Annotated in this window: 8 protein-coding genes; 3 read left to right on the forward strand and 5 right to left on the reverse strand. The window is 59.2% G+C overall.

All coding sequences use genetic code 11. From position 1 onward, the window contains the following. Positions 1–353: 353 nt before the first annotated feature. The 4 genes from ntrC to glnA all read right to left on the reverse strand — a co-directional run bounded on the left by ntrC (position 354) and on the right by glnA (position 5,343). Positions 354–1,790, reverse strand: coding sequence for a nitrogen regulation protein NR(I) (gene ntrC, locus EXW71_RS23890; RefSeq protein ID WP_123716269.1), 1,437 nt, complete (start codon positions 1,788–1,790; stop codon positions 354–356). Then, positions 1,787–2,872, reverse strand: coding sequence for a nitrogen regulation protein NR(II) (glnL, locus tag EXW71_RS23895; protein ID WP_024072896.1), 1,086 nt, complete (start codon positions 2,870–2,872; stop codon positions 1,787–1,789). Before glnL ends, ntrC begins: the two co-directional genes overlap by 4 nt. 310 nt (positions 2,873–3,182) lie before the next feature. After that, positions 3,183–3,719, reverse strand: a complete 537-nt coding sequence (locus tag EXW71_RS23900) for a chorismate mutase (protein ID WP_134660415.1) — start codon at positions 3,717–3,719, stop codon at positions 3,183–3,185. Between the two features lie 217 nt (positions 3,720–3,936). Beyond that, positions 3,937–5,343: a glutamate--ammonia ligase gene (gene glnA / locus EXW71_RS23905; protein ID WP_024072899.1), complete on the reverse strand. Its 1,407-nt coding sequence runs from the start codon at positions 5,341–5,343 to the stop codon at positions 3,937–3,939. Positions 5,344–5,676: 333 nt separating this feature from the next. Between glnA and thiI the strand changes: the two genes are divergently transcribed. Both thiI and typA read left to right on the forward strand, forming a co-directional pair. Further along, the gene (gene thiI, locus EXW71_RS23915) at positions 5,677–7,131 is read left to right on the forward strand and encodes a tRNA uracil 4-sulfurtransferase ThiI (RefSeq protein WP_134660416.1); all 1,455 of its coding nucleotides are present in this window, start codon (positions 5,677–5,679) and stop codon (positions 7,129–7,131) included. 139 nt (positions 7,132–7,270) lie between these two features. Beyond that, positions 7,271–9,091 carry a translational GTPase TypA gene (typA, locus tag EXW71_RS23920; protein ID WP_034108771.1) on the forward strand — a complete coding sequence of 607 codons (1,821 nt, stop codon included), beginning with the start codon at positions 7,271–7,273 and terminating at the stop codon, positions 9,089–9,091. Between the two features lie 195 nt (positions 9,092–9,286). On the opposite strand, the gene EXW71_RS23925 is transcribed toward typA, so the two are convergent. Continuing rightward, positions 9,287–9,721: a YkgJ family cysteine cluster protein gene (locus tag EXW71_RS23925; RefSeq protein ID WP_017529542.1), complete on the reverse strand. Its 435-nt coding sequence runs from the start codon at positions 9,719–9,721 to the stop codon at positions 9,287–9,289. Between the two features lie 227 nt (positions 9,722–9,948). On the opposite strand from EXW71_RS23925, the gene EXW71_RS23930 reads away from it, so the two are divergent. After that, positions 9,949–12,399 carry a glycogen/starch/alpha-glucan phosphorylase gene (locus EXW71_RS23930; protein WP_134660417.1) on the forward strand — a complete coding sequence of 817 codons (2,451 nt, stop codon included), beginning with the start codon at positions 9,949–9,951 and terminating at the stop codon, positions 12,397–12,399. The last annotated feature ends 63 nt before the right edge of the window (positions 12,400–12,462 follow it).

The following is a 12,462-nucleotide window of genomic DNA, read 5'->3' on the forward strand; positions in this document are numbered from 1 at the left end:
GCGCTGTGCCGCATAAGCCTCGGGTGTAAAGAAGGGAGTTCCCGGCCTGCCTGTACCAGGGCTCCCAAAACTGAGTGAAGCCACGAAGGCTTCGGTGTTAAAGAGGGGATTCTCGGCCTGCCTGTACCAAGGTCCCCGAAACTGGGTAGTACCAGGGGTATTGCAGGGCGCGTGCCAGAACTGGAAATCTGTACCGAAAAAATCTTCCAGAAAGCGCAAAGCCCCGGAATACGGGGCTTTGGTTTTTTCGAGTGTCTCAAAACACAAGTAGAGCCAGGCTTACGGGCTTTCGAATCGTGCGCGATGCCGGTTCATGGTGCATTGAAGCGGTGCACGCAATGTGGGGCTGAGATTCAGGCGTCATCGCCCTCGTCATCGTCACCACCGTCGACTTTCATCCCCAGCTCTTTGATCTTCCGAGTCAGGGTATTGCGGCCCCAGCCCAGCAGCACAGCGGCGTCGCGGCGGCGGCCGGCGGTGTGCTTCAGGGCGGTTTCGATCATGATCCGTTCGAAGGCCGGCACGGCGCTGTCCAGCAAGTTCGACTGGCCACGTGCCAAGGCCTGATCGGCCCATTGGCGCAGCGCCTGTTCCCAGTTGGTCACGGGGGCCGAATCCTGCGGCAGGCTCAACAGTTCCGGCGGCAGGTCGCTGATATGCACTTCACGGCCGGACGCCATCACCGTGATCCAGCGGCAAGTGTTCTCCAACTGGCGCACGTTGCCGGGCCACGGCAGGTTCTTCAGGTATTCCTCGGTCTCGCTTTTAAGCAGCTTCGGTTCGACGGCCAGCTCCTGGGCTGCGCGGCTGAGGAAGTGGCGGGCGAGCGTCGGGATGTCTTCACGGCGATCCGACATACGCGGGATGTGGATGCGGATTACGTTCAGACGGTGGAACAAGTCTTCACGGAATTTGCCCGCATGCACCAGGGTTTCCAGGTTCTGATGGGTCGCGGCGATGATGCGCACGTCCACTTTGACCGGTGTATGCCCGCCGACACGGTAGAACTCACCGTCCGCCAAAACGCGCAGCAAGCGGGTTTGGGTGTCGGCCGGCATGTCGCCGATTTCGTCGAGGAACAGCGTGCCGCCATCGGCCTGTTCAAAGCGGCCGCGACGCAGGTTGGCGGCACCGGTAAATGCGCCTTTCTCATGGCCGAACAGCTCGGACTCCATCAAGTCCTTTGGAATCGCCGCCATGTTCAGTGCGATGAACGGCGAGGCCGCCCGTGGGCTGTGACGGTGCAGGGCATGGGCCACCAGTTCTTTGCCGGTGCCCGATTCGCCGTTGATCAACACGGTGATGTTGGAGTGGCTCAAACGCCCGATGGCACGAAAAACTTCCTGCATCGCCGGCGCTTCGCCGATGATTTCCGGGGTGCGGGTCAGGGTGGGCGGGGCTTCCTGGTTTTGCTGTTCCTGGGCGTGCTGGTTCGCACGCTTGACCAGTGCCACCGCTTCGTCCACGTCGAACGGTTTGGGCAGGTATTCGAAGGCGCCGCCCTGATAGGACGCGACAGCGCTGTCCAGGTCGGAGTGCGCAGTCATGATAATCACCGGCAGGCGCGGGTGCTGCTCACGGATGCGCGCCAGCAAGTCCAGGCCACTGGCACCGGGCATGCGGATATCGGAGATGATCACGTCCGGCTGCTGGCGGGCCAGGCGGCTCATCACCCCGTCGGCGCTGTCGAAGCTCTGGGTGGCCATGCCTTCCTGTTGCAAGGCTTTCTCGAGGACCCAGCGGATAGAACGGTCGTCATCGACGATCCACACAGTTTCACTACGGCTCATGTCGATGGGGCTCCTTGTTCCAGGGGTAGAAAGATCGAGAAGGTGGTGTGGCCGGGATGGCTCTCACATTCGATCAGGCCCTGGTGCTGGCTGATGATGTTCTGGGTAATGGCCAGGCCCAGCCCGGTACCGTCCGGGCGGCCGCTGACCATGGGAAAGAAGATGGTTTCCTGAAGTTCCGCGGGAATGCCCGGGCCGTTGTCGATGATCTCGACCTTGGTCACCAGGCGATGGCGCACGTGGCCGATGGTGAACTGGCGCAGGGCGCGTGTGCGCAGGCTGATGCGGCCCAGGCGCAGCTCGTTCTGGCTGCTGATGGCTTGCATGGCGTTGCGCACGATATTGAGCACCGCCTGGATCATCTGCTCGCGGTCGATCAATACGTCGGGAATGCTCGGGTCGTAGTCGCGTACCAGGGTGATACAGCCTTGGCTTTCGGCTTCTACAAGCTGGCAGACACGTTCCAGTACCTCATGCACGTTGGTCATCGCCAGGGACGGCAGCTTGTTGGAGCCGAGCATGCGGTCTACGAGGTTACGCAGGCGGTCGGCTTCTTCGATGATGACGTTGGTGTAGTCCTTGAGGTGCTCGTCCGGCAGCTCGCGGGCCAGCAATTGCGCCGCGCCGCGAATACCGCCCAGGGGGTTCTTGATCTCGTGGGCCAGGCCGCGCACCAGCATTTTGCTGGTTTCCTGCTTGGACAACTGGGCTTCTTCCTTGGTGATGCGCAGCAGTCGGTCGCGGGGGTGCACTTCCAGCAGCAGCAAGGTGGCGCCGTTGCTCAGGATCGGGGTCACGGCATAGTCGACGGTCAGCGTCTGGCCGGTGAGGGCGGTGAGCATCGCTTCGCGCTTGGTGAACGGGTGTGCCTGCTCCACTGCCTGGCGCAACGAGCTCAGGGCCTCGGCCGACTCGGTGAACAATTCGCTGATGAACTGCCCATGGCTGCGCTGGCCGCTGATCGCCAGGAGCATCTCCGCCGCCGGGTTCATGTACTCAAGGCGCAGGTCGTCGTTGAGCAGGATGGTCGCGGTGGTCAGGTTATCGAGTAGCAAACGGTGCAGTGCATCGCTGATGGTCATCAGGACCTCTTTTGGAGCAAGGCGCGGGCTTGAGGCTCACGCTGATACCGAGAAAATGCAAAAACCAAACCAAGGCTCCGAAAAGAAGCGCGAAACCTCTGGAATGGGGGGTTAAGGCGCGAAACTGTGGCGTTCTGCCAGCTCGATCGTGAAGTTTCGAACCAAAATGGGCTGGACAGAGGGGAAGAGTGCAGCCATGCGCACCAATATAGTGCGGTTTTGCGCGTCTTGTTCAGCAAGTGGCGAATTCATCCAAATCAAATGTGGAAAGGAGCAAGCCCTCCCACATTCCTGGAGCGGGTTTACAGCCTTAGCCTTTGTAGATGCACAGCTCGGCCGTAGCGCGAATCATCGCCAGTTGCCGCATCGGGTCGTTCTGCGGTTCATGGACGGCCTGTGCCAGCCATTGCGGGCACTGCGGGTCGGTGCGTTGTGGGGCGAAGTCCGCCAGTTGCCGGAGCAGGCGTTTTTGCAGTTCGTCCAGTTGCGGGCGGATCTGCTTCACCAGATCCGGGCGCGGGTCGTCGGGTGCCTTGCCCTGGAACTGCCAGTCGGACAGCAGGGTGTATTGCACCAGCTTGTTGGCTTCGATCTGCGCCGAGAAAAATTGCTCGGCGGCGGCGCTGTCCAGTTTGTAGCCGGGGGCTTGGGCGACCACGCTGGCGATCACCTCTTGTTCGCGCTTCTTGTCTTCTACCGGCTTGTGGCTGTCCCATTTGCTCAGGGCGACCTGGTCGGCGATGGCCAGGCGCTCGGCGATGCTATTGAGCAGTGGTTCAAGCGTGGGCGGCGCGGCCGATGCGGCGGCACTGACAAACATCAAGGCAAACACGAATCGAAATTTCAAAGGAGATCCCCTGTAGGAGCGAGCTGGCTCGCGAAGGTCGCTAACGATAACGCGTAAATGTTGAAGAAATGCGGGGGCCTGGCGTTTTTCGCGAGCAAGCTCGCGCCTACAGTGAACGTGTAGGGCATCAGGTGTCCGCTCAGCTGAATCCTACGCAAAAAAAAGACCTCCCGAAGGAGGTCTTTTTCGTCACGCTACATCAAGCAGCGCTACCGGATCAGCAGCTGTAGTACAGCTCGTATTCCAGTGGGTGTACGAAGGTGCGTACTTTGATTTCTTCTTCGCTTTTCAGCTCGATGTAAGCGTCGATGAAGTCGTCGCTGAATACACCGCCTTTGGTCAGGAACGCACGGCCTTTGTCCAGCTCTTCCAGGGCTTCCTTCAGGCTGCCACACACTTGCGGGATCTCTTTGGCCTCTTCAGGCGGCAGGTCGTACAAGTTTTTGTCGGCGGCGTCGCCAGGGTGGATCTTGTTCTGGATACCGTCCAGGCCGGCCATTACCAGGGCGGCGAAGGCCAGGTACGGGTTGGCTGCCGGGTCCGGGAAGCGGGCTTCGATACGACGCGCGCGCGGGCTGGATACGTAAGGAATACGGATCGAAGCGGAACGGTTACGTGCCGAGTAGGCCAACATGACCGGAGCTTCGAAGCCTGGGACCAGACGCTTGTAGGAGTTGGTCGACGGGTTGGTGAAGCCGTTCAGGGCCTTACCGTGCTTGATGATACCGCCGATGAAGTACAGGGCGGTGTCGGACAGGCCGGCATAGCCTTCGCCGGCGAAGGTGTTCTTGCCTTCTTTGGCGATGGACAGGTGAACGTGCATACCCGAACCGTTATCGCCGTACAGCGGCTTAGGCATGAAGGTTGCGGTACGGCCGTAGGCGTCAGCCACGTTGTGTACGCAGTATTTCAGGGTCTGAACTTCGTCAGCCTTGGCAACCAGGGTGTTGAACTTCACGCCGATTTCGTTCTGGCCGGCAGTCGCCACTTCGTGGTGGTGAACTTCGATGACCAGGCCCATTTCTTCCATGGCGTTGCACATGGAGGTACGGATTTCGTGGTCGTGGTCGAACGGCGGAACTGGGAAGTAGCCACCTTTGATACCTGGACGGTGGCCTTTGTTGCCGCCTTCCACGTCCTGATCGGACATCCACGAACCTTGTTCGGAGAAGATTTTGAACATGGAGCCGGAGATGTCGGACTTGAACTTGACCGAATCAAAGATGAAGAATTCTGGCTCCGGGCCTACGAATACGGTGTCACCAATACCTGTGGACTTCAGGTATTCCTCGGCACGCTTGGCGATCGCACGTGGGTCGCGGTCGTAGCCCTGCATGGTCGAAGGCTCGATCACGTCGCAGACGATGATCAGGGTTGGGTCTTCGGTGAACGGGTCGAGAACGGCAGTGCTGTCGTCCGGCATCAGGATCATGTCGGAGGCTTCGATGCCTTTCCAGCCGGCGATGGAGGAACCGTCGAACATTTTGCCTTCTTCGAAGAAAGCATCATCCAGCGCATCGCGCGCCGGCATGGTCACGTGGTGCTGAGTACCTTTGGTGTCCGTGAAGCGCAGATCAATCCATTTAACGTCATGATCTTTGATGAGTTGAACCGACTTCGACATAGTGTCCTCCGGGTGGCTTCGGGCTGGGTAGTGGAGTTAGCCCTTAGAATGTGGGTGATGCCGGCGCGGATAGTCCGCCATGGCAACCTGCCTCACAAGAGAGCAAATTGCATGCCAGTGCGCCAACATGGCCTTTTTGCCTCAAAATGGCCCCTATAACGGTGCAATTCGCTCAAATGCAATAAATCTCGCACTGCAATGTGGCGCTATCTCAAGAAAATGACCTGTTTTGGTGCGTCGAAAGTGCAGTGCATATTAACTGGTTAAACCTTGAGCGATTTCCGCTATAATTCGCGCCCCCCTTTTTCAGCAGGCCCGGCGCGCGCTGTTTCCATGAAATTAATCGTTAAAGTCTTCCCCGAGATCACCATTAAAAGCCGACCGGTACGGACGCGTTTCATCCGTCAATTGGCCAAGAACATCCGTGCCGTGCTCCGTGACCTGGACCCGGCTGTGGTGGTGAACGGCGTGTGGGACAATCTCGAGCTGGAAACCCGTGTGACCGATGCCAAGGCCTTGAAGGACATGACCGAGCGCCTGAGCTGCATGCCAGGCATCGCGCATTTCCTGCAGGTGGATGAGTACCCGCTGGGCGACTTCGACGACATCACCGAAAAGTGCAAGCAGCACTTCGGCCACTCGCTTGAAGGCAAGATATTTTCCGTGCGCTGCAAGCGTGCCGGCAAACATCCGTTCAGCTCCATGGACGTTGAGAAATACGTCGGCAGCAAACTGCGTCGTGAGTGCGGCGCGGCCGGAATTTCGCTGAAATCGCCGGAAATCGAAGTGCGTATCGAAATTCGCGACCAACGGTTGTTCGTGATCCATAGCCAGCACAACAGCATCGGCGGCTACCCGCTGGGCGCCCTGGAACAGACCCTGGTATTGATGTCCGGCGGTTTCGATTCCACGGTGGCGGCCTACCAGATCATGCGTCGCGGCCTGATGAGCCACTTCTGCTTCTTTAATCTGGGCGGGCGCGCCCACGAATTGGGCGTGATGGAAGTTGCGCACTTTATCTGGAAGAAGTACGGCAGCTCCCAACGCGTGCTATTTGTGAGCGTACCCTTCGAGGAAGTGTTGGGCGAAATTCTCGGCAAAGTCGATAACAGTCATATGGGCGTGGTATTGAAGCGTATGATGTTGCGGGCCGCGTCGAGCATTGCCGACCGCCTGCATATCGACGCGCTGGTGACCGGCGAGGCGATCTCCCAGGTGTCGAGCCAGACGCTGCCGAACCTGTCGCTGATCGATTGCGTGACCGACAAGCTGGTGTTGCGCCCGCTGATCGCCAGCCACAAGCAGGACATCATCGACCTGGCGGAAGAAATCGGCACCGCCGACTTCGCCAAGCACATGCCCGAGTACTGCGGGGTCATTTCGGTGAACCCCAAGACCCACGCCAAGCGTCACCGCGTGGAGCATGAAGAGAAAGAATTCGACATGGCGGTTCTGGAGCGTGCGCTCGAGAATGCCAAGCTGGTGCCGATCGATCGCGTGATCGATGAATTGGGCCAGGATGTACAGATCGAAGAAGTCAGCGAGGCTCTGGCCGGTCAGATCGTCATCGATATCCGTCATCCGGATTCCGCTGAGGACGAGCCGCTGGAAATTGCCGGCATCGACGTGCAAACGCTGCCGTTCTACGCACTGAACGCGCGTTTCAAGGAACTGGATAACAGCCGTCAGTACCTGCTGTATTGCGACAAAGGCGTGATGAGTCGCCTGCATGCCCACCATTTGCTCAGTGAGGGGTATGCCAATGTGCGCGTTTATCGACCGAGCTAAGAGCCCGGGGCTGTTTGCCTGTGGCCTGCGTCACCGGCCCCCCGACTCTGCCGTCAAGCTGTAACGGCAAGGCCTGACTCTATTGTTAATCGCTGCCACGACCTGTCAGCACACCGAATCCTCTGATCGAGATACACAAGTGATCGAAAATCTACGTAACATCGCCATCATTGCTCACGTTGACCATGGTAAAACCACCCTGGTAGACAAACTCCTGCGTCAATCCGGCACCCTGGAGCGCAACGAGCTCAACGACGAGCGCGTGATGGACTCCAACGACCAGGAAAAAGAGCGCGGTATTACCATCCTGGCAAAAAACACCGCCATCAACTGGAACGGCTACCACATCAACATCGTGGATACCCCGGGCCACGCCGACTTCGGCGGCGAAGTAGAACGCGTAATGTCGATGGTTGACTCCGTTCTGCTGCTGGTTGACGCTCAAGACGGCCCTATGCCGCAAACCCGTTTCGTGACCAAGAAGGCTTTCGAAGCCGGCCTGCGTCCGATCGTGTGCATCAACAAGGTTGACCGTCCAGGCGCACGTCCGGACTGGGTTCTGGACCAGATCTTCGACCTGTTCGACAACCTGGGTGCCACCGAAGAACAGCTGGACTTCAAAGTCGTCTACGCCTCGGCCCTGAACGGTATTGCCGGTCTGGACCACACCGACATGGCTGAAGACATGACCCCGCTGTACCAGTCGATCGTCGACAACGTACCAGCGCCGGCGGTTGACCGTGACGGTCCGTTCCAGATGCAGATCTCCGCACTGGACTACAACAGCTTCCTGGGTGTTATCGGTGTTGGCCGTATCGCTCGTGGTCGCGTCAAGCCGAACACTCCAGTCGTGGCTATCGGTGCTGACGGCAAGAAGCGCAACGGTCGTATCCTGAAGCTGATGGGTCACCACGGTCTGCACCGTGTAGACGTTGAAGAAGCAGCGGCCGGCGACATCGTGTGCATCAGCGGTATGGACTCGCTGTTCATCTCCGACACCCTGTGCCACCCGGACGCGGTAGAAGCGATGAAGCCTCTGACCGTTGACGAGCCAACCGTTTCCATGACCTTCCAGGTGAACGACTCGCCTTTCTGCGGTAAAGAAGGCAAGTTCGTGACCTCCCGTAACATCAAGGAGCGTCTGGACAAAGAGCTGCTGTACAACGTTGCACTGCGCGTTGAAGAAGGCGACTCGGCTGACAAGTTCAAGGTTTCCGGCCGTGGTGAGCTGCACCTCTCGGTACTGATCGAAACCATGCGTCGCGAAGGCTTCGAAATGGGTGTTGGTCGTCCGGAAGTGATCATCCGTCAGGTTGACGGCGTGAAGCAGGAACCGTTCGAAAACGTCACCATCGACACCCCTGAAGAATCCCAGGGCAAGGTCATGGAAGAGATGGGCCTGCGTAAGGGCGACCTGACCAACATGGTGCCGGATGGCAAAGGCCGTGTGCGTCTGGAATACAACATCCCTGCTCGTGGTCTGATCGGTTTCCGTAACCAGTTCCTGACCCTGACCAACGGTGCTGGCATCCTGACCTCGATCTTCGATCGCTACGACACAATGAAGTCCGGCGACATGTCCGGCCGTCAGAACGGTGTTCTGGTATCGGTAGAAACCGGTAAGGCGCTGACCTACTCCCTGGAAACCCTCCAGGCGCGTGGCAAGCTGTTCGTTGAACACGGTCAAGAGATCTACAACGGCCAGATCGTTGGTCTGAACAGCCGTGACAACGACATGGGCGTCAACCCAACCAAAGGCAAGAAGCTCGACAACATGCGTGCTTCGGGTAAAGACGAAACCATCGCTCTGGTTCCACCTGTTCGCTTCACCCTGGAACAGGCTCTGGAATTCATCCAGGACGACGAGCTGTGCGAAGTCACGCCTAAGTCGATTCGCCTGCGTAAGAAGATCCTGGACGAAGGCGAGCGTACCCGCGCTGCCAAGAAAGCCAAGAACTGAGTTAGCTCAGGCTGAATGAAAAACGCCCCCGGTCGAAAGGCCGGGGGCGTTTTTTATGCCTGCAATATGGGGTGAATGTACCGGCCTTATCGCGAGCCAGGCCCGCTCCTGCATTCGACCGCGTTCTTCAGGATGAATACGGCCAGGAGCGGGCTTGCTCGCAAAAACAGTCGTTCAAACAATGCAAGGCTTGGATCAGAACTTGTCGAGGGTCTTGAACTTGGTTTCGCGGACGACTTCCTTGGGCTTATACGCGCAATACCCCGGCCGCGGCCCGATCTTCGGGTGGTTGCGGCAGGTATCCGGGCGCTTGTCATAAATAGTGCAGAAGCGCGTCTTACGATCCAGGTACAGGCAATCGTTGTTGCTCATGCGCTGCAGGGTAAAAATCTCGGACTTGGAATTGAAGCGCTCGACGATGCCTTCCTTCTGCAAGCGCTTGGCGATGTTCTTCGGCGGGTCGCCGCGCTCGAACTCATCGACGATGCCAATACGGATCAGGTCCTTGATCTTCACTTCGACCGGCAGCGTGCAGCAGCTGGACACGCAGCCGCCGCACATGTGGGCGGAATATTTCTGCCAGGTCTCGAGACGGTCGAGTTCCGCGGCGGCGATCAGTTGAGGCTTCATCGGGTTTCCAAAAGGTGGGGCTGTGTCCGGGCGCGCGATCATACCGGGATTGGTGGTTTTTTGAACAATATTTTGCGGGTTTCAGCTCAAAGGCTGATCGGGCACGACCCCTGCATCAAATTCGCACAAAGGTGAATGAGTAAAAAAACTGCCGAACCTGCACGTCTACCGTCTGTCAGACCGACTAGGCTCTAGCAACTCCTTCTATCTCGCCCGAGGTCGCACCGATGTCTCAGGAACCGCTTGCACGAGAAGCAGAGGTAGCCGCATTTCGCGAGGCTGTCTTGACCAAACTCACCTACGCGGTGGGTAAAGATCCCGACCATGCCTTCGACCATGACTGGTTCGAAGCCATTGCCCTGGCCGCCCGCGACCAGATGGTCGACCACTGGATGGACCACACCCGGCGCATTTATCGCAAAGGCCAGAAGCGGGTGTACTACCTCTCACTGGAATTTCTCATCGGCCGCTTGCTCTACGACAGCCTGAGCAACCTAGGCATCCTGGAAATCGCCCGTGAGGCGCTGTCCGAGCTCGGTGTGGACCTTGAACGCATCCGCCTGCTCGAGCCCGACGCGGCGCTCGGTAACGGTGGCCTGGGCCGTCTGGCGGCGTGTTTCATGGAAAGCATGTCGACCCTGGGCGTTGCCGGCCATGGTTATGGCATTCGTTACGAGCACGGCTTGTTCCGCCAGGCGATAGTCGATGGCTGGCAGCAGGAGCAGACCGAGCGCTGGCTGGATTTCGGTAACCCGTGGGAGTTCGAGCGGGCCGAAGTGATTTACCCGATCGGCTTTGGCGGCAGCGTCGAAACCCTGGCTGACCCTTCTGGAAAGATGATCCAGGTGTGGACGCCCAACGAAACCGTGCGCGCGGTTGCCTACGACACGCCGGTGGTCGGCTGGCGTGGCGCGAGCGTCAACACCTTGCGCCTCTGGCGCGCGCGAGCGGTGGAAGACCTGCATCTGGAGCGCTTCAACGCCGGTGACCACCTGGGCGCCGTGGCCGAGGTCGCCCGTGCGGAAAGTATCTCGCGCGTGCTTTACCCGGCCGACAGCACCGAAGCGGGGCAGGAGTTGCGCCTGCGCCAGGAATATTTCTTTGTCGCGGCCTCGTTGCAGGACCTGCTGCGCCGGCATAAAAACATGCACGGCTCGGTGTTGAGCCTGGGCGAACACGCCGCCATCCAACTCAACGACACCCACCCGTCCATCGCCGTGGCTGAATTGATGCGCCAACTGGTCGATCTGCACGACATCCCGTGGGAAGCGGCGTGGGACGTCACCGTGGAAACGCTGTCGTACACCAACCACACCTTGCTGCCCGAGGCCCTGGAAACCTGGCCGGTCGGCCTGATGGAGCGCATGCTGCCCCGGCACATGCAGATCATCTACCTGATCAACGCCCAGCATATCGACTCGCTGCGCGCCAAAGGCATCCACGACTTCGATGTGCTGCGTGCGGTGTCGCTGATCGAAGAAGACAACGGCCGCCGCGTGCGCATGGGCAACCTGGCATTCCTTGGCTCCCATAGCGTCAACGGCGTGTCCGGCCTGCACACCCAATTGATGCGCAGCACGGTGTTTTCCGAACTGCACAAGCTGTACCCGGAGCGCATCAACAACAAAACCAACGGCATCACTTTCCGCCGCTGGTTGTACCAGGCCAACCCCAAGCTCACCGCGATGCTGGTGGAAGCACTGGGCCCCGATATCCTCGACAAGCCCGAAGAGCGCCTGGTCGAACTGGAGCCGTTTGCCGAGAAGCAAACCTTCCGCAAAGCCTTCGCCGAGCAACGCCTGCACAGCAAGCGCGCACTGGCCGAGATCATTCACGAGCGGCTGGGTATTGCGGTCAACCCGGCGGCGATGTTCGACGTGCAGGTCAAGCGCATCCACGAATACAAGCGCCAACTGCTCAACCTGTTGCACACCGTGGCGTTGTACCAGGCGATCCGCGCCGAGCCGGAAACTGACTGGGTGCCACGGGTAAAAATCTTCTCGGGCAAAGCGGCGGCCAGTTACCACCAGGCCAAGCTGATCATCAAGCTGACGAACGACATCGCCCGTACCGTCAACAACGACCCGACCGTGCGTGGTTTGCTCAAAGTGGTGTTCCTGCCCAACTACAACGTCAGCCTGGCGGAAAGCATCATTCCGGCGGCGGACTTGTCCGAGCAGATTTCCACCGCCGGCTTCGAAGCCTCGGGCACCAGCAACATGAAGTTCGGTCTCAACGGCGCGTTGACCATCGGCACCATGGACGGCGCCAACGTGGAGATGCACGAGCGCGTCGGCGCCGAGCACATGTTCATCTTCGGCCTCAGCGCGCAGCAGGTGGAGGCGCGCAAGCATGCCGGTGAGTTCCATGCAGGCGCCGATATTGCCGGGTCGCACCGCCTCAATGATGTGCTGCAGGCGATTCGTGGCGGGGTGTTTTCGCCGGATGACCCGGGGCGCTATGTGGGGTTGATCGACGGGCTGATCAATTACGACCGCTTCCTGGTGTGTGCCGACTTCGATTCCTACTGGGATGCCCAGGCGCGGGTCGAGGCGCATTGGCATGACTCCAAGGAATGGTGGCGTTCGGCGGTGCTGAATACGGCGCGGATGGGCTGGTTCTCCTCGGATCGCACCATCAGGGAGTACGCCACCGAGATCTGGAAAGCACTGGATTAAATACTGCTGTTAACAATGTGAGGGGGCTTGCTCCCGATAGCGGCTTGCCCGTTGACTGATATG

The organism is Pseudomonas sp. BCA17, assembly GCF_004519405.1.
Taxonomy (GTDB): Bacteria; Pseudomonadota; Gammaproteobacteria; order Pseudomonadales; family Pseudomonadaceae; genus Aquipseudomonas.

What these genes read in the sequence shown, in the direction of transcription:
- ntrC (WP_123716269.1), bottom strand. Translation starts at nt 1,790, where the DNA reads ATGAGCCGTAGTGAAACTGTGTGGATCGTCGATGACGACCGTTCTATC.
- glnL (WP_024072896.1), bottom strand. Translation starts at nt 2,872, where the DNA reads ATGACCATCAGCGATGCACTGCACCGTTTGCTACTCGATAACCTGACC.
- glnA (WP_024072899.1), bottom strand. Translation starts at nt 5,343, where the DNA reads ATGTCGAAGTCGGTTCAACTCATCAAAGATCATGACGTTAAATGGATT.
- thiI (WP_134660416.1), top strand. Translation starts at nt 5,677, where the DNA reads ATGAAATTAATCGTTAAAGTCTTCCCCGAGATCACCATTAAAAGCCGA.
- EXW71_RS23925 (WP_017529542.1), bottom strand. Translation starts at nt 9,721, where the DNA reads ATGAAGCCTCAACTGATCGCCGCCGCGGAACTCGACCGTCTCGAGACC.
- EXW71_RS23930 (WP_134660417.1), top strand. Translation starts at nt 9,949, where the DNA reads ATGTCTCAGGAACCGCTTGCACGAGAAGCAGAGGTAGCCGCATTTCGC.